The sequence below is a fragment of the Kribbella polygonati genome, from assembly GCF_050320105.1.
Lineage (GTDB): Bacteria > Actinomycetota > Actinomycetes > Propionibacteriales > Kribbellaceae > Kribbella.
The window spans coordinates 2,139,608-2,156,638 of sequence record NZ_CP190129.1 but is presented as its reverse complement, the minus strand read 5'-3'; the positions used below and the strand labels follow the sequence as shown (position 1 = coordinate 2,156,638).

Annotated in this window: 15 protein-coding genes and 1 pseudogene; 11 read left to right on the top strand and 5 right to left on the bottom strand. The window is 69.8% G+C overall.

Going from position 1 to position 17,031, the window contains the following annotated elements:
- Nucleotides 1-10 precede the first annotated feature (10 nt).
- Nucleotides 11-1,057: an SLC13 family permease gene (locus tag ACQHIV_RS10190; RefSeq protein WP_427893238.1), complete on the bottom strand. Its 1,047-nt coding sequence runs from the start codon at nt 1,055-1,057 to the stop codon at nt 11-13.
- A gap of 40 nt (nt 1,058-1,097) precedes the next feature.
- On the opposite strand from ACQHIV_RS10190, the gene ACQHIV_RS10185 reads away from it, so the two are divergent.
- Nucleotides 1,098-3,803 (top strand): GNAT family N-acetyltransferase, encoded by a 2,706-nt coding sequence (locus ACQHIV_RS10185; protein ID WP_427893237.1) that lies wholly within the window; start codon nt 1,098-1,100, stop codon nt 3,801-3,803.
- On the opposite strand, the gene ACQHIV_RS10180 is transcribed toward ACQHIV_RS10185, so the two are convergent.
- Nucleotides 3,796-4,308, bottom strand: coding sequence for a DUF2087 domain-containing protein (locus ACQHIV_RS10180; protein WP_427893236.1), 513 nt, complete (start codon nt 4,306-4,308; stop codon nt 3,796-3,798). The genes ACQHIV_RS10185 and ACQHIV_RS10180 overlap by 8 nt on opposite strands.
- 46 nt (nt 4,309-4,354) lie before the next feature.
- On the opposite strand from ACQHIV_RS10180, the gene ACQHIV_RS10175 reads away from it, so the two are divergent.
- The 5 genes from ACQHIV_RS10175 (at nt 4,355) to ACQHIV_RS10155 (ending at nt 9,610) form a co-directional block, all read left to right on the top strand.
- Nucleotides 4,355-5,401 (top strand): P1 family peptidase, encoded by a 1,047-nt coding sequence (locus ACQHIV_RS10175; RefSeq protein ID WP_427893235.1) that lies wholly within the window; start codon nt 4,355-4,357, stop codon nt 5,399-5,401.
- Between the two features lie 96 nt (nt 5,402-5,497).
- On the top strand, nt 5,498-6,193 hold the full coding sequence (locus ACQHIV_RS10170; protein ID WP_427893234.1) for an ABC transporter ATP-binding protein: 696 nt from the start codon (nt 5,498-5,500) through the stop codon (nt 6,191-6,193).
- Nucleotides 6,190-7,815, top strand: a complete 1,626-nt coding sequence (locus ACQHIV_RS10165; RefSeq protein WP_427893233.1) for an FtsX-like permease family protein — start codon at nt 6,190-6,192, stop codon at nt 7,813-7,815. The genes ACQHIV_RS10170 and ACQHIV_RS10165 overlap by 4 nt, the downstream gene beginning before the upstream one ends.
- A 57-nt stretch (nt 7,816-7,872) precedes the next feature.
- Nucleotides 7,873-8,484 (top strand): DUF5998 family protein, encoded by a 612-nt coding sequence (locus ACQHIV_RS10160; RefSeq protein WP_427893232.1) that lies wholly within the window; start codon nt 7,873-7,875, stop codon nt 8,482-8,484.
- Nucleotides 8,485-8,488: 4 nt separating this feature from the next.
- Nucleotides 8,489-9,610: an alkaline phosphatase family protein gene (locus ACQHIV_RS10155; protein WP_427893231.1), complete on the top strand. Its 1,122-nt coding sequence runs from the start codon at nt 8,489-8,491 to the stop codon at nt 9,608-9,610.
- On the opposite strand, the gene ACQHIV_RS10150 is transcribed toward ACQHIV_RS10155, so the two are convergent.
- On the bottom strand, nt 9,607-11,250 hold the full coding sequence (locus tag ACQHIV_RS10150) for a S8 family peptidase (RefSeq protein ID WP_427893230.1): 1,644 nt from the start codon (nt 11,248-11,250) through the stop codon (nt 9,607-9,609). The genes ACQHIV_RS10155 and ACQHIV_RS10150 overlap by 4 nt on opposite strands.
- 97 nt (nt 11,251-11,347) lie before the next feature.
- On the opposite strand from ACQHIV_RS10150, the gene ACQHIV_RS10145 reads away from it, so the two are divergent.
- The 4 genes and pseudogenes from ACQHIV_RS10145 (at nt 11,348) to ACQHIV_RS10130 (ending at nt 14,552) form a co-directional block, all read left to right on the top strand.
- Nucleotides 11,348-12,001 carry a thymidine kinase gene (locus ACQHIV_RS10145; RefSeq protein ID WP_427893229.1) on the top strand — a complete coding sequence of 218 codons (654 nt, stop codon included), beginning with the start codon at nt 11,348-11,350 and terminating at the stop codon, nt 11,999-12,001.
- Nucleotides 11,908-12,354 (top strand): annotated as a pseudogene (locus ACQHIV_RS10140) (sulfurtransferase); the annotation flags it as partial. The gene ACQHIV_RS10145 and the pseudogene ACQHIV_RS10140, both read left to right, overlap by 94 nt.
- Before the next feature lie 558 nt (nt 12,355-12,912).
- Nucleotides 12,913-13,260, top strand: a complete 348-nt coding sequence (locus ACQHIV_RS10135; RefSeq protein WP_427896450.1) for a sulfurtransferase — start codon at nt 12,913-12,915, stop codon at nt 13,258-13,260.
- A gap of 236 nt (nt 13,261-13,496) precedes the next feature.
- Nucleotides 13,497-14,552: a DUF4185 domain-containing protein gene (locus ACQHIV_RS10130; protein ID WP_427893228.1), complete on the top strand. Its 1,056-nt coding sequence runs from the start codon at nt 13,497-13,499 to the stop codon at nt 14,550-14,552.
- Here ACQHIV_RS10130 and ACQHIV_RS10125 read toward each other — a convergent pair.
- Nucleotides 14,549-15,025, bottom strand: a complete 477-nt coding sequence (locus ACQHIV_RS10125) for an N-acetyltransferase family protein (protein WP_427893227.1) — start codon at nt 15,023-15,025, stop codon at nt 14,549-14,551. The genes ACQHIV_RS10130 and ACQHIV_RS10125 overlap by 4 nt on opposite strands.
- Nucleotides 15,026-15,066: 41 nt before the next feature.
- A complete protein-coding gene (locus tag ACQHIV_RS10120; RefSeq protein WP_427893226.1) occupies nt 15,067-15,432 on the bottom strand; it encodes a VOC family protein in 366 nt (121 codons plus the stop codon).
- A gap of 185 nt (nt 15,433-15,617) precedes the next feature.
- Between ACQHIV_RS10120 and ACQHIV_RS10115 the strand changes: the two genes are divergently transcribed.
- Nucleotides 15,618-17,012: an ABC transporter substrate-binding protein gene (locus ACQHIV_RS10115; protein WP_427893225.1), complete on the top strand. Its 1,395-nt coding sequence runs from the start codon at nt 15,618-15,620 to the stop codon at nt 17,010-17,012.
- The last annotated feature ends 19 nt before the right edge of the window (nt 17,013-17,031 follow it).

Genomic DNA, 17,031 nt, shown 5'->3' with positions numbered 1-17,031 from the left:
GCAGCGCACATTACCCATTCAGGGCGAGTACGGCGCCTGCCACAACGAGTGGCGTGAGAATCAGGCCGCGCCACAGGAACGACCACCACGAGATGGAGACTCTGGCCGCGTCGCAGCGGGCCCTCCAGAGCAGCGTGGCGAGGGAGCCCCAGAGGGTCAGCAGGCAGCCGCAGTTCACGCCGATCAGGAGCGCCATCATGCGATGCGCGCTGTCCGACGCGACCGGTTCCATCGCCAGGTACGCCGGGAGGTTGTCGAACAGGTTCGCGCCGACCGCGGCCGTCGCACTCAGCCGCAGCTCGGACGTGGTCCCGGCTACGCGCCGTAGTACGTCCTCGAGCCCGTGCGAGCTGAGGAAACCCACGACGGTGAACAGCACCACGACCGTCACGACCAGCTTGACCGGGAGCAGCGACCACCTCAGCGCGCTCCGGCGACGTACGGCGAACAGACCGACCAGGATGAGCGCCCCGATCGTGGCCGGGTACGCCACCTGGACCCCTGAGACGAAGGCAGGTCCGAGCAGCACGCACACCGCGGTGGCGCCCCAGAACAGCACCTTGTCCTCGACGTGTGGCGTCGGCGGTACGTCGTACGTCCGTGGCAGGTCGCGGTGGAACAGCGCGGCGAGCACGAGCACCGTGATCACGATCGAGGCGATCGCCGGGCGCCAGCTGACCGACAGGTAGCTCACGTCCAACTGGCGGAACGGATGCACCGCCAGCAGGTTCGTGAGGTTGGACACGGGCAGTAGCAACGACGCCGTACCGGCAAGCCAGACCGTCGTGAACGCGAACAGCTTCGGCGGGATGTTGAGCTGGCGGGCCATCGACAGCACCACGGGCGTCAGCAGGACCGCGCAGGTGTCCAGGGACAGCACGATCGTGAGGCCGGTGGCGAGCGCGACGACGAGCAGCCAGAGCCGCCACACCCGGCCGCGGGCCAGGTGCGCCGCCTCCCGCGCGGCGACGTCGAACACTTTCGCCTGGTCGGCGAGCTCGGCGATCACGGTCACCGCGACCAGGAACACCAGGACAGGCGCGATCCGCTCGACCAATTCCGCTCCTGGGGTGTGTCTGTTTGAGTACGCTGTCTGGGTGCCGGACCAGTATGACCACGAGCTCCCGGACGGCTATCCGGCGGAGTACGAGGCCGACGTCGTCCTGCGGGACGGCGCGACCGCGCACCTGCGGCCGATCACGCCGGGCGACGACGAGTTGCTGGTCGCGTTCTACGCCCGGGTGTCCGAGCAGTCCAAGTACTACCGCTTCTTCGCGCCGTACCCGGAACTGTCCGACCGGGACGTGGCGCGGTTCACGCAGGTCGACTACCACCAGCGGCTCGCGCTGATCGTCACGGTCGGTGACGAGATGATCGGCGTCGGGCGGTACGAGGGCACCGGCCGGAGTACGGCGGAGGTCGCGTTCCTGATCGAGGACGCGCACCAGGGCCGCGGGCTCGGCCAGCTGCTGCTCGAACACCTGGCGCAGGCCGCCCGGGAGAACGGCATCCACCGGTTCGTCGCCGAGGTGCTGCCGGACAACCGGAAGATGATCACGGTCTTCACCGAGGCCGGCTACAAGGTCGCCCGGGAGTTCGAGGACGGCGTGATCATGGTCGAGTTCGACATCGCGCCGACCGACACGTCGTTCGGCGTGATGCAGGCGCGGGAGCAGCGCTCCGAGGCGCTCTCCATTGCCCGGCTGCTGACGCCGGGCAGTGTCGCCGTGATCGGGGCGAGCCGGCGGGAAGGCACGATCGGCAACGCGCTGCTGCGGAACCTCCGGGACGGCGGCTTCCCCGGTCGGCTGTACGCCGTGAACACCGACACGAAGGCTGTTCCCGGTACCGAGATCGAGGGCGTCCCGGCGTACCCGACGATCCGCGAGGTCGCGGACACGGTCGATCTCGCGGTGGTCGCGGTGAAGGCCGAGATGGTCGCGGACGTCGTGCTGGACTGCGCCGCGAAGGGTGTGCGCGGGCTGGTCGTGGTGTCGAGCGGGTTCGCCGAGATCGGCGACGAGGGACGGCAGCGGCAGCGGTACCTGGTCGGCCTGGCCCGCTCGTACGGGATGCGGGTGATCGGGCCGAACGCGCTCGGGCTGATCAACACCGCGACCGGCGTCTCGCTGAACGCCACGCTGTCGCCGCTGATGCCGAGCAAGGGGCGGGTCGCGTTCTTCTGCCAGTCCGGAGCGCTCGGCGTACCGATCCTGGCCGACATGGTCGGCCGTGGCCTCGGCCTGTCGAGCTTCGTGTCCGCGGGCAACCGTGCCGACGTCTCGGGCAACGACCTGATGCAGTACTGGTACTCCGACGAGGCCACCGAGGTCGTGCTGCTGTACCTCGAGTCGCTCGGGAACCCGCGCAAGTTCAGCCGGGTCTCGCGACGGCTTGCCGGCCGCAAGCCGGTGGTCGCGCTGAAGTCCGGGCGGGCCACCCAGGGGGTGCCGGTCGGGCAGCTGATCCGGCGCAGCCAGTTGCCTCCAGCAACCATCGAGGCGATGTTCCGGCAGAGCGGGCTGATCGGCGTGGACACCACCGGCGAACTGTTCGACGTCGCCCAGCTGCTCGCGCACCAGCCGCTGCCGAAGGGCCGCCGGGTCGCGATCGTCTCGAACTCCGACGCGCTGACGCTGCTCGCCCTGGACACGATGGCGAGCTGCGGGCTCGAGGTCGCGGGGGAGCCGCGGAACCTCCGGGCGGACGCGACCCCGTCGGACTTCGGGCTGGCGTTGTCCGAGGTGTTCTCCGACGACAAGGTGCACTCGGTGGTGGTGATCTACACGCCGCCGGTGCAGTCCAGCGGCGGCGAGATCGCCCAGGTGCTCGCGGCGGCTGCGGCCGACTCGGACAAGCCGGTCGTGTCGACGTTCCTCGCGTCCCGGAGCGTGCCCGAGGAGCTGCGGGTGCCGGACGAGGACGGGGGAGCGGCGCGCGGCTCGATCCCGTCGTTCCTGAACCCGCAGTACGCCGTGGGCGCGCTCGCGAAGGCGACCCAGTACGCCGAGTGGCGTCGCCGGTCGGACAGCCGGATCCCCGACCTGCCGGACATCGACACCGCCGGCGGCGAGGACTTCGTCGCGGAGTACCTGCAGCGGTACCCCTCCGGCCGGGACCTCGACGAGGCGGACCGGCAGCGGCTGCTGAGCTTCTACGGGATCTCGGTGCTGCCGGCGTTCCCGGTGCTGAGCGGTGACGAGGCGGTCGCGCGGGCCGCGGACCTCGGCTTCGAGGTGATCCTGAAGGCGACCGCGGAGCAGTGGCGGATGCGGCCGGACCTGGCCGACATCTGGCGGCACATCCACGACGAGGACGACATGCGGGCCGCCTGGGCGGAGATGACCCGGACGTTCGGGGTGGCGGCGGATCCCGGGCGGGCGCAGTTCGTCGTCCAGAAGATGGCGCCGCCCGGGGTGCCGGTGGTGATCTCGACGATCGAGGACGTGTCGTTCGGGCCGGTGGTCACGTTCGGGTTGTCCGGGGTGGCGACCGATCTGCTCGGCGACCGCTCGTACCGGATGCCGCCGCTGACCACGCGGGACGCCGCGGAGATGGTTCGCGAGGTGAAGGCGGCGCCGCTGTTGTACGGCTACCGCGGCTCGGACCCGGTGGACATCTCCGCGATCGAGGACCTGCTGCACCGCGTGTCCCGCCTGACGCTGGACCTCGAGGAAGTGGTCCGCCTGGACCTCCGCTCGGTCCTCGTCTCCGCCACGGGCGCGACGGTGCTCGACACCCGGATCCGCATCGCGCCGAACGAGAAGCCCCGCCAGGACACTCCCGCCCGCAGGCTTACGTAGTCCGGGTGTAGACGCTGTTCGTCCGGTCCAGCAGCCGGGCGTCGACCAGCCCTCGGCGCAGGGCGGCATGGTCGGCATGCCACCGGTGGAGGATCGCGTTGACCTCGGACTCGGGGTAGTCCCGGCCGGCCTCGAAGCTCTGCGCGAGGTACTCCAGAACCACCTGATACTTGTCCGGGTACGTCGGGAAGTGCGTCAGCCGCCCGTCCCGGATGAACGAGTGCAGGATGTTGTCCCGCGCCGGATCAGGATCCAGCGGCACCCGCTCCGGACGGTTCTCCCGTACGGCGTCCTTGAACACGCCGGCGTCCGCCGTGAACCCGTCGCGGGTCGCCGTGATCAGCCCGCCCTTCGTCAGCCGCTGCAGCGCCTTCACCACCACCGGCGCGTCCAGCCCGGTACTCCCGGCCACCTGCTCCGGAGTCGCGGCGCCGAGGACGATCGCGGAGTACGTCCGCAACCTCGACGGCTCGGCGAGCAGACCACACAACTGATCGGCGTTCATACCGTTCACGCTAGGCAGCACCGCAACCGGATTTAGGATCGTCGGTATGCAACCTGGCCCGCACAACGCGATCACCGACGTCCCCGGCATCCACGTAGGTCAGGTCGAGCGCCTCGACCCGCCGTACCTGACCGGCACGACCGTCGTCCACGTCCCCGGTGGCGCCGTCGGGGCCGTCGACGTGCGCGGGGGAGCGCCCGGTACGCGCGAGACCGACCTGCTGTCGCCGGTGAACTCCAACGGTGGCGTGAACGCGATCGTGCTGACCGGCGGCAGCGCCTTCGGGCTCGACACGGCGGGCAGCGTGATGCGCTGGCTGGAGGAACGCGGCGAGGGCGTGCGCGTCGGCCAGGGGGAACACGACGTGGTCCCGATCGTGCCGACCGCGGTGATCTTCGACCTGGGCCGCCGCGGCGACTTCAAGGCTCGCCCGGAGCCGTCCTGGGGCGCCGACGCGATCGCCGCCGCCTCCGGCGGACCGGTTGCCCTCGGCAACCACGGCGCCGGTACGGGCGCCCGGGCGCGTTCGCTCAAGGGCGGCGTCGGCTCGGCCAGCGTGCGGTTCGACGACGGTACGACGGTCGGCGCGTTGGTGATCGTGAACGCGGCCGGTTCCACGATCGACGCCGACGGCACCCTGTACGGCGCCCGGCTCGGCCTCGGCGACGAGTTCGCGCAGCTGCGGACCCCGACCGAGGAGCCGCCGGCCGCCGCGCCGGGGCGGAACCTGATCCCCGGCCCCTCGATGAACACCGTGATCGCGGTGGTCGCCACCGACGTACCGCTGGACAAGGCCGCGACCAAGCGGATGGCGATGATCGCGCACGACGGGCTGGCGCGGGCGATCGACCCGATCCACACGCTCGTCGACGGCGACAGCATCTTCGCGCTCTCCACCACGACGGAAGGCCCGCGGCTGAGCGTCACCGACCCGACGGCGCTCGGCCAACTGGAGACCGTGTACGCCGCGGGCGCCCGGACACTGACCCGCGCGATCGTGCACGCGATGCTGAACGCGGAGTCCGTGCCGACCCCGGACGGTGGTATCCCGAGCTACCGGGACGCCTTCCCCTCGGCGTTCAGTACGACCTGAGTCGTACGCCGGATGGCCGAAAGGCGTCCTCAGGCGATCCGAAGACCGGTCTGTGGTCCGACGCTCGCGGGCGGTGATCGCGAAAGGCTCTGCGGTATGAACTTCCAGAGTCCCCAGGTTGTGCTCAGCGGTCACGGCCTCGTCAAGTACTACGGCAGCGTCGTCGGTCTGGCCGGTGTGGACGTCGCCGTCCGCTCCGGCGAGGCGCTCGCGGTCATGGGTCCCAGCGGCAACGGCAAGACGACCCTGCTGCACGTCCTCGCAGGCATCCTCACGCCGGACCAGGGCGAGGTGTGGCTGGGCGGTGAACGGGTCGACCAGTTGAACGACGCGGCCCGGACGGTACTGCGGCGCCGCCGGCTCGGGTTCGTGTTCCAGGACAACCAGCTGCTCGCGGAGCTGCCCGCCGACGAGAACGTGGCGCTTCCGCTGATGGTCGACGGGCTGAGCCGCCGGGACGCGATCGCGCGGGCGCGGAACACGCTCGCCCAGGTCGGGCTGGCCGCCGAGGTCGGCCGCCGCCCCGGTGAGCTGTCCGGCGGTCAGGCGCAGCGCGTCGCCATCGCCCGGGCGCTCGTCGGCGAACCAGAGGTGGTGTTCGCCGACGAGCCGACCGGCGCACTGGACGCGACGACCGGCTCGCAGGTGATCGAGTTGCTGGTGGGCGCGGCGACGTACCGCGGTGCCGCGGTGGTCGTCGTGACGCACGACAACGCGGTCGCCGCCCGCTGCCACCGGACGCTGAACATCGTCGACGGACGCGTGAGCGAGTCGGCCGGAGTCGTGCGATGAGCCCGATGACCGACCTGGGCCTGCGGTTCGTCCGGCGGCCGGGTCCTGGCGGGCGGGCCGCGAACCTGGCCGCGTTCGGAGCGACGGCCGTGGTGGCGTTGCTGGTGACGTTCCTGATCGCCGGGTCGCTCGGGCTGACGCACCGGTCCGACCGGATCGGGTGGCGGAGCGCGGACAAGGCCGACCCGTCGACCGCGGTCGGCATGCTGACCGTGAAGGACGACGAAAACTTCGCCGGCCACCGTACGACGGTGATCGACCTCGTGGTGCTGAAGCCGAGCGAGTCAGCACCGCCCGGCCTCGACCACGCGCCGAAGCCCGGTGAGGTCTACGTGTCGCCGGAGGTCGCCAAGCACTGGGGCGAGACACCGACCGGCATCATCAGTAGTAAGGGCCTGTCGTCGCCTGAGGAGTACGTGATCATCCGTGGCGTCAAGACGATCTCTGCGGACGGACACCCGCAGTACCTGAGTACCTGGAACGACAGCAATGTCTGGGACAGCCGCATGCTCGGCCTGTTGGTCGCGGTCGCGTTCGGCATCACGCTGGTGCTGTTCCCGATCCTCAGCCTGGTCGGACAGGCAGCAGGCGTCGCAGCCAAGCGCCGCGAGCACAGACTGGCCGCGTTGCGTCTCGCAGGAGCCACACGTTCGCAGGTGCTCTGGCTGAGCTCGGTGGAGCAGGCCGTGCTCGGTTTTGCGGGCGCGGTCGTCGGGCTGGTCGGTTACACCGCGTTGAGCCCGCTGATCGCGCAGATCCCGCTCGGTGGCGGTCGTTGGTACCTCAGTGACATCACTGTGCAGTGGTGGACGGTCCTCATCGTGCTGGTCGCGGTACCGATTCTTTCTGTGACCAGCGCCCTCATCGGGCTCGGCCGCGTCAGCATCACGCCTTTGGGCGTCGTACGCGGGCAGACGCGCAAGGGCGTCACCGCACTCCGTGCTGGTCTCCTGGTCATCGGTCCGGCGATTCTTGGGTACTACGGGCTGCGTGGAGCGTTCTTGCCGTTGCTGATCGGTGTGGGCTTCGCAGCCCTTGCTGTACGGGTGATCGGGCCGTGGGCGGTGCAGTTGGTGGGCAAAGCGATGGCCAACAGCGCCAACAAGCCCGTGACCCTGCTGGCCGGCCGACGACTGGTGGACGACCCCAAGGGCGCTTTCCGACCCGTGGCCGCGCTGGTGCTCTCCGGTTTCGTGACCGGCTTCATCTCGGTGTTCATGCCGTCCGGTAACGAGAACCCGAGCTTCCAGGACATGCGGATCGGCGTCGCATTGCTGCTCTCACTGGTGTTCCTGACCGTGGCCGCGTCCACTGCTGCCGGTGCGGTCGGTACGGCGCTCGACCAGGCGGCACCGGCGCGTGCCTTGCGGCGGTCCGGCGTACCGCTGCGGGTGATCGAACGGGCCGCGCGACTCGCCGCCGTCGTACCGGTGCTCGGTGTAGGCCTGCCTGTGGTCGGTTTCGGAGCGTTCTGCGGGCTGGTGCTGAGTGGCGGCAAGGTGATCACGCACGGGAGTTCGGGGCTGTTCCTGCTGCTCGGGCAGGTGGTAGTCGGGCTCGTGCTGGTCGCGGTCGCGGGCGCCGCCGGTGCGCCGGTGTTACGGAAGGCGAGCGCGAACTGATCCCGGTTGTCCACAAGGGTGAAACGCTCGGCGCCCTGATCGTGCAAGGATGAGGGCATGCGTGACCTGAATACGCCGGAGCTCGCGGATGCGTCGGCGGACCTCCGCGACGCGATCGATCGGTGCGGCTACTACCCCGACGTGGTGACCGACTCGCTCGAGGTGGCGATCGCCGACGAGCCGATCCGGGCCTATGTCCTGCAGCACGAGCCGACGTTCGACCGGGACGAGGTCCGGCGGCACATCACGATCCTGGCGCTGACCCCGACCCGGCTGATCGTCGGGCACACCGACGAGCACGCCGCCGACGAGCTGATCCGCGCGCCGTACGCGTCCACCTCGACCGAGGCGATCCCGCTGCACCGGGTGAACGCGGTCGTGGTGAACCGCGTCGTACCGAACCCGGCCGGCTACGCCACCGGCAAGGCCGACCCGGCGGTGGCCGGCAGCGGCGAGGTCGTGCTGACGATCGGCTGGGGCATGGTGAACCGGATCGACCTCGAGCCGGCCGTCTGCGCCGACCCGAACTGCGAGGCCGACCACGGCTACACCGGCTCGGTCGCGGCCGACGACATCTCGCTGCGGATCAGCGCCGCCGCGGACGGCCCGGCGGGGATCCAGCAGGTGCTCGAGTTCGCGAAGGCGCTCTCGTTCGCGACCAGCAGGTAGTGCGGTGATCGACCCGGTTTCCCCGCGGTACGGCGGTGGTGCCCTCGCCGACGTGCTGCCGTCGGTGGCCGGCGCGCTGGCGGTGCCGGGGGAGACCAACGTCCTCGACCTGCCGCCCGCGGCGCGGTACGCCGTACTGCTCTTCGACGGCCTCGGGTGGAACCTGTTGCAGCGGTACGCCGAGGCCGCGCCGTACCTGTCGTCGCTGACCGGGCGCAGCCTGACCGCAGGCGTGCCGTCGACGACCGCGGTGAGCCTGACCAGCCTCGGTACCGGCCTGCCGCCGGGCGCGCACGGGATCGTCGGCTACACCTCGATCGTGCCCGAGAGCGGCGCGCTGCTGAACGCGTTGCAGTGGGACGCACCGGTCGATCCGCGGCGGTGGCAGCCGCACGGGACCGTGTTCGACCGGGTAATGGCCGCGGGCGTCGCCACCCGGAACGTCAGCAAGGTGCGGTTCGAGAAATCAGGTCTGACCGCGGCCGCGTTCCGCGGGACCATGCACCGCGGCGCCGACACCATCGAGGACCGGCTGGACGCGACCAGATTCGCGAGCCGCGAAGGCCGGTCGTCGCTGGTGTACGTGTACGACTCGCAGCTCGACTACACCGGCCACCAGCAGGGCTGCGACTCGTGGCAGTGGCAGAAGGAGCTGACGGCGGCCGACACGTTCGCGCAGCAGGTCCGCTCCGCGCTGCCGCGGGACGCCGTACTGATCGTCGTCGCCGACCACGGGATGATCGACGTCGCGCCGGAGAACCGCGTCGACCTGGACGCGGAGCCCGCGCTGACCGACGGCGTCAGCCTGGTCGGCGGCGAGTCCCGGTTCCGTCATCTGTACTGCGTGCCCGGCGCGGAGGCCGACGTACTGGCGACGTACCGGGCGCGGCTCGGGGAGAAGGCGCTCGTGCTGACCCGCGAGGAGGCGATCGGTCGCGGGTGGTTCGGCCCGGTCGTCGAGGACCGCGTCTCGCCGCGGCTCGGTGACGTGATCGTCGCGGCGCTCGGCCCACTCGCACTGGTCGCCAGCCGGCGCCACGCGCAGGAGGCCGGGCTGATCGGTCTGCACGGATCGCTGACGCCGGACGAGATGGAGATCCCGCTGCTCGTCGACGCGGCGGACTAGAAGCTCCAGACGTCCCAGAAGAAGCTCGTCGTCGCGGTCTTCGCGTCGCCGTCGCGTGCGGTGACGGTCACCTTGTAGCGGCCGGCGCCGGGGGTGAGGACGCCGACGATCCAGCCCGTCGTCCTGTCGATGCTGAGACCGGGCGGCAGGCCGGCGGCGGTGTAGGTGATCTCGCCGGTGCCGCCGGTGCCGTCCAGCTGCAGCGGGACCGCCGGAATCCCGCCGAGGCCGAGCTGCTCGGACGGCTGCTCGACCGCGAGCGCGCCCCGCGGATGTGCGGCCGCGGCACCGACCGCCTCCGCCGCGTCGACCAGACCCTCGCCGTAGAACGAGTTGTTCGCCGTCGACCCCGTGCACTGGGCCGCGGAACCGGCCGGGCAGGCGAGGTCGTCGGCCTGCTGCGCGAGTTCGGCCCGGACCTGGGCGGGGGTGAGTTTCGGGTTCACGCTGCGGAGCAGGGCCGCGACACCGGCGACGTGCGGCGAAGCCATCGACGTACCCTCGAGGATCTTGTAGCCGCCGCCGGGCACCGTCGAGTAGACCGCCTGGCCGGGTGCGGCCAGGTTGATCTTGCCGGCGCCGTAGTTCGAGAACGGGGACTTCAGGCTGGACGGGTCGACCGAGGCGACCACAACGACGTTCGGCAGCTCGGTCGGCAGGCTGATGCAGTCGTCGGTGATCGGCCGGTCGGTCGCGGTCGAGTCGTCCGGGCTGGTGTTGTCGTCGGTCTTGTTCGCCAGGTCGTAGTCCTCGTTGCCGGCGGCCGCGACGTTCACGACACCCTTGGAGTCCGAGTAGGCGACGGCCCGCCGTACCGCCTCGGCGATCGCGTCCTGGTCCTTGTCGCTCGGGCAGTTGAACAGCCACGGGTCGACGTAGTAGCTGTTGTTCGTCACCGAGACGCCCTTGTCGGCGGCGTACATGAACGCGCACACCGTGTTCTCCGGGAAGAACAGTTGGCTGCCCGGCTCCGCGATCCGGATCGACGACACCCGCACGCCCGGCGCGACGCCGATCATGCCGATGCCGTTCTTCGCGGCCGCGATCGTGCCCGCGACGTGCGTACCGTGCTCGCCGACCGGGCGCCACGCGCCGGGGCGGGCATCGACCTTGCCGTACGCGCAGGACGCCGACTTGCTCGCGTCGAAGTTCGCCTTCAGGTCCGGATGCTGGTCGTCCACACCGGTGTCGAGTACGCCGACCGTGATGTTCTTCGACCCGGGGTTCTTCGTCCAGGCCCGATCCGCGCCGATCTGTGCCATGTCCGGGCGGTCCGACTCCGCCTGGGTCGTCGCCACCTCCGGCACCTGCTGCGGGATCGCCGGGTTCCCGACCTCCGCCGGCAGGTCCGTGGTCCGGGTCGCGCCCGCCTTCTGTACGCCGTCGACGCCGCGCAGCTTGTCCGCGAAATCGGCCGCCGCCGAGTGCACGACGATCACCCCGATCGCGTCGTACGTCGCGTACACCGCGCCGCCGTTCTGGGTGATCGCGCCGGTGACCTTGGCGGTCTGGTTCGGCGCGGTGATCACGAAGTACGCCCGCAGCCCGGCCTCGGAACGAACCGGCGCCGCGGCGGCCGGCCGGACGACGGAGGCGGCCAGCAGACAGGCCGCCAGGACGAGGAGCAGGGGTTTGCGCACGATTCATTCAAACGGACCCGGGGCTCAGAACCCAAGCCACCCCTCCGACACACCCCGGAGTGCGCGACGGCCCGTTGACTTGGCAGGATGTTCGCCCGTGGCTGAGCTCCTGTACTTCACCGGCACGATGGACTGCGGCAAGTCGACGTTGGCGTTGCAGATGGACCACAACCACAAGGCGCGCGGCCGGCTCGGCCGGATCTTCACCAGCCACGACCGGGCCGGCGAGTCGGTGCTCTCGTCCCGGCTCGGGCTGTCCGCGGAGGCCGTCGAGGTGCGCGGTGAGTTCGACTTCTGGGACTACGTGGTCGGCGAGCTGACACACGGCGGGCGGATCGACTACGTGGTCTGCGACGAGGCCCAGTTCTACAGCCCGCTGCAGATCGAGCAGCTCGCACGGCTCGTCGACGAGCTGCAGATCGACGTGTTCTGCTTCGGGATCCTGACCGACTTCCGGGCGCGGCTGTTCCCCGGATCGGCGCGGCTCGTCGAGCTCGCGGACCGGATGGAGCTGCTCCAGGTCGAGGCGCTGTGCTGGTGCGGCGAACGCGCCACGCACAACGCCCGTACGATCGGTGGGGAGATGGTGACCGAAGGCGAGCAGCTGGTGGTAGGTGACATGGCGACGGCGGACCACGAGATTTCGTACGAGGTGCTGTGCCGCCGGCATTTCCGCCGCCGTCTCACCCAGGCGCGCGCCCGCGCCACCCTGTCACCCGAAGTCCTGCCGTTCGGAGGAGCCGCATCGTGAGCCCGTTGATCACCGTCGAGGAACTGCTCGCCCTGGACGCCACTCCGGTGCTCGCCGACGTGACGTGGAACCTGGCCGGTCCGCCCGGCCGCGAGGCGTACGACGCCGGCCATCTCCCCGGCGCACACTTCGTCGACCTGGACACCGAACTGGCCGGCCCACCCGGGGCGGGTCGCCACCCGTTGCCCAGCGCAACCACCGTGACGGCAACCTTCCGCCGCCTGGGCATCACCTCCGCCGACACCCCCGTGGTCGTCTACGACGCCGCCACCTCCATGTCGGCAGCCCGAGCCTGGTGGACCTTCCGCTACTTCGGCCTCACCAACGTCCGAGTCCTCGACGGCGGACTGGCCGCCTGGCAGTCCGCCAACCAACAACTAACAACCGAGCCCCCACCATCAGCCGCCGCAGAAGACCTGACAGGTGGGGCTCTACCGTCGGCCGGCAGGGAAGAGCTGACAGGTGGGGTTCTACGGTCGGCTGGTGGGGAAGAGCTGACAGGCGAGGATCTACGGTCGGCTGCGACCGGGGGTTCGGCTGGCAAGGGACAGGTGCCAACTGGACCCGCACCAGCTGGCTCGAGCGAACCCGCTCCGGCGGGCTCGGCCGAGCCCGCCGGAGCGGGCTGGGATGAACCCGCGCCAACAGGCTCGACTGAACCCGCGGCAGTGGCCTCGACTGAACCTGCACCGGCGGGTTCGACTGAACCAGCGGCAGCGGCTCCGACTGAACCTGCGCCGGCGGGTTCGACTGAACCCGCAGCAGCGGCCTCGATCGAACCCACGCCAGCTGTGTCGGCTGGCTCCAACACCACCTCCGCCGGTGCCAACGTGAGCACCGACGAGGTTGTCGGCGGTTTCATCGCGACTCCGGGACATCTTCCTGTGTTGGATGCGGATGGAGCAGCCTCAGTGGCTGCCAAGGGGATCCTGCTCGACGCGCGCGCCCCGGAGCGGTTCGCCGGGGAGGTGGAGCCGATGGATCCGGTCGCCGGCCACATCCCGGGCGCGGTCAACGCACCGACCGGTGCGAACGTGGGGGAGAGCGGCCACTTCCTCCCGCCCGCCGACCTCCGCGCCCGGTTCACCGCCCTGGGCATCACCGACGACACCGAGGTCGCGGTCTACTGCGGCTCGGGCGTGACAGCTGCCCACGAGGCACTGGCCCTGGAGACCGCGGGCATCCCGGCCACGGTGTACGTCGGCAGTTGGTCCGAGTGGGTCACCGACCCGACCCGCCCGGTCGCCACCGGCAGGTAGTGCGCCAACCCGCTCGATATCCGCCAGCGAAGTACCCCGCCGCCCCTTTGCGGAATATTTCCGGCGGTAGGCGCAAACTTTCTTCCGAAGTACCGCCCCGCAACGCTCCGGCTCGTCGTTCACGGATGCCTGGTGGCACCGGTTGAGGGTTGACTTCCGGCGGGGCGGTGCGGGATGGTGTGGCAGAAATCGATTTCCCATCAGTCCGCCCCCGTTGATGCTGGGAGTCACCACAGATGATGAAGCGATCCACATTCCTCAAGGCCGCGGTCGGTGCCGGTGTGCTTGCCGCCGTACCCGGGCGAGCCTTCGGCAGTACGCAGGCAGTGGTCACCAACAAGGTGGCCGATCTGACCGGGCCGGGGTTGACCGACCGGTTCCGGATGGCCGCGACCGATCTCGGGATTCCGGCACGTACGCCGGACGGCCGGCTGCTGTTTATGTTCGGCGACACGTTCGAAGAGGCGCGGGTCGGTGGCGGCTGGTGGCGGTCGCCGGTCGCGCTCTGGTCGACGACGTCCGACCTGAACACCGGCGTGACGTGGTCCGGCGCGGTCGGTGGTGACGCGGCGCAGCAGCTGTGGGACTACCCGCACGACAACCCGACGTTCTCGACCGTGCTGCCGTCCGACGTGATCACGATCGGCGGGTCGATGTACCTGCACGCGATGGTGAACAAGGGCCTCGGGAACGTCGTGTGGACGGAGATCTGGCGCTCCGACAACTCCGGCGCGAGCTGGTACCACACCGGCGCGAAGTTCGACCCGAACATCGACGGCGGGATGTTCCAGCTGCTCACCTGGGGTCTCGGGAACGACGGGTACGTGTACGTCTACTCGACCGGTTTCCAGCGGAACAAGCCGATCATCCTGAAGCGCGTCCGCCAGGAACAGATCGCGAACCCGGGCGCCTACGAGCCGTGGGGCTACCGCGACGGCGTCTGGGCCTGGGGCAACCCGGCGACCCCGATCCTGAACGGCAGTTTCGGCGAGATGAGCCTGCGGCCGCTCGGCGGGAAGTGGGTGCTGACCTGGTTCGACGCCGGCGACTACCGGATCGACGGGATGATCATGGACACGCCGACCTCCAACCTCTACACGGCGTACCGGCAGACCCTGATCTACGGCGGTGCGTGGGGTTCCGAGGACGACAACCACGTGGCCCAGCTGTACGGCGGGTACGTGATCCCAGGCTCGACGCTGTCCGACCTGCACCTGTCCGTCAGTCAGTGGAACACCGACGCCGGCTGGCCGTACCGCGTCATGCAGTTCCGTGTCCGCGGTTTCGGCTAGAGATCCAGCACCATCGTATCGGACGTCCCCACGACGCCGACCTTGCGGAAGCCGAGCGACTCGTACAGGTTCCGCGCGGGGTTGTCCGGGTCGACGCTGAGCGACAGTTGCCGGTACGACGCCCCGCGGGCCTGCGCGATCACCTCGGTCAGCACGGCCCGCCCGACCCCACGCCGCCGGAACCCGGGCGCCACGCCGAGGGTCAGCTCGGGTACGTCGTCCGCGACGTACCCGTAGCCCGGCTCGTCCGCGGTCAGCAGTCGCGCCCAGGTCGCCCCGGCGGGGGAGCCGTCGAGCTCTGCGACCACCCCGAAGTCACGGTCGAGCGGGAACCCGTCGAGGTAGTGCCACGCCCGCGGATCCGCCCGCACCTTCGCCTCGTCGTACCAGGGCGTCCCGTCCCAGCTGCACGCCTCGAGCAACATCTCCAGCAGGAACGGGAAGTCGGCAGCGGTCGCCGGTCGCAGATGCATGCCCGCATCCTCTCGCCCCGGCGACCACCACCTCCACCGGTTTACCGTCCGCCGGCGACCCCGATCAGGTTGCCTTCCGGGTCGGTGAACTGCCCGACCACGAGCCGCCCCGGTACGCCGTCCGGCCCGAACACGCGCGTCCCGCCCAGTTCCTCGGCCCGGCTGAGCGCGGCGCCGACGTCGTCCACGCCGACGTAGAACAACACCTTCGGCCGCAGCGAGGCGCCGCCGCCGACCCCGCCGTACAGCCCGGCGTCCCCGACGGACCCGTACCGCCCGGGCTCCGAGACCTGTCCGGACACGGTGTCGCCGAGCTCGTAGGTCCACCCGAAGAGGTCGCGGTAGTAGTCCTGCAGCCGCGCCGGATCGGTACCGATGATCTCGAAGTGCACGACCTGGTTGGTCATGTCCTGCTCCTTTCGTCGATCGGTACGTCGGAGTCCAGGCCCGCCGATCGACGTTGCGAAAGCGTTACCGCAGCAGACGGGATCGAGGGGTTGAGTTAGTAACACGCTTGGTTTAACTTACTCGGGACCTGGCCGGTGTGTGGCTCAGAGCACACCGGCGGCATCCGGAAACCTGAGGAGTTCCGATGACGTTTGCGAGCAGGTGGGGCCGGTTCGGTACTGCCCTCGGAGTGGCTGGGCTGTTGCTGGCGGCGGGCTGTGCGAAGGGCACCACGCCCGGCGCGGCCGGTGGCGGCAGTGCCGGTGCGGTGGACGAGAAGGCGCCGGTCACGATCACGATCGGGGACCGCCCCACCCCGGACAAGCCGAACGACCTGAAGGCCTTCAACCAGAAGGTCAGCGACTTCATGGCGAAGTACCCGAACATCACCGTGAAGTCCACCGAGACCAGCTGGCAGGCGCAGACCTTCCAGGCTCAGGTCGCGGGCGGCACGCTGCCGACGGTGATGAGCATCAGCTTCACCGAGCCGGCCAACATGATCCCGAACAAGCAGCTCCCGGACATCACCGACGAGCTGAAGCTGGTCGACCTGACCAAGGACCTGAACCCGAACGTCCTGAAGATCGTCCAGGACGACAAGGGCCGGATCTACGGCGTACCGATCGACGTGTTCTCGGTCGGCCTGGCCTACAACCGGAACCTGTTCAAGCAGGCCGGCCTGGACCCGGACAAGCCGCCGACGACCTGGGACGAGGTCCGCGCGGACGCCAAGCAGATCGCGGAGAAGACCGGCAAGGCCGGCTACGCGCAGCTCACCACCAACAACACCGGTGGCTGGATGCTGACCACGATGACCTACAGCATGGGCGGCACGGTCGAGAGCCAGGACGGCAAGAAGTCCACGTTCAACGACGCGCCGACCAAGAAGGCGCTGCAACTGCTGAAGGACATGCGCTGGACCGACAACTCGATGGGCAGCCGGTTCCTGTACAACCAGGAGGAGGTCCGGCAGGACTTCGCGGCCGGCAAGATCGGCATGGTCATGCAGGCGCCGGACGCGTACGACATGAGCGTGAAGCAGTTCGGCATGAAGCCGGCCGACTTCGGTGAGGCGGCGCTGCCGCAGGACGGCGGCCCGCACGGCACGCTGACCGGTGGTTCGCTGAAGATGATCAGCCCGAAGGCGACCAAGAACGAGATCGTCGCGGCGCTGAAGTGGATCAAGTTCGAGCAGTTCGACAAGTACACGAACGAGGCCGCCGCGGTCGCGGACGCGAAGAGCACGATCGCCGACAAGGGCTTCGTCGGCCGGCCGGGCATCACCCCGCTGAGCGAGGCGACGTACGACCAGTACAACAAGTGGCGTGAGCCGTACGTGAACGTCCCGGTGAAGCAGTTCCAGAGCTACATCGACTCGACGTCGACGCTGAAGCTGCTGCCGGAGCCGTCGAACAAGGGCCAGGAGGTCTACTCGCTGCTCGACCCGGTGGTCCAGCAGGTGCTGACGAAGAAGGATGTGGACATCGACAAGCTGGTCAGCGATGCCGCCTCGAAGATCGACGCGCGTCTGGCCCGGTAACCCGATGTTCCAGCTACGC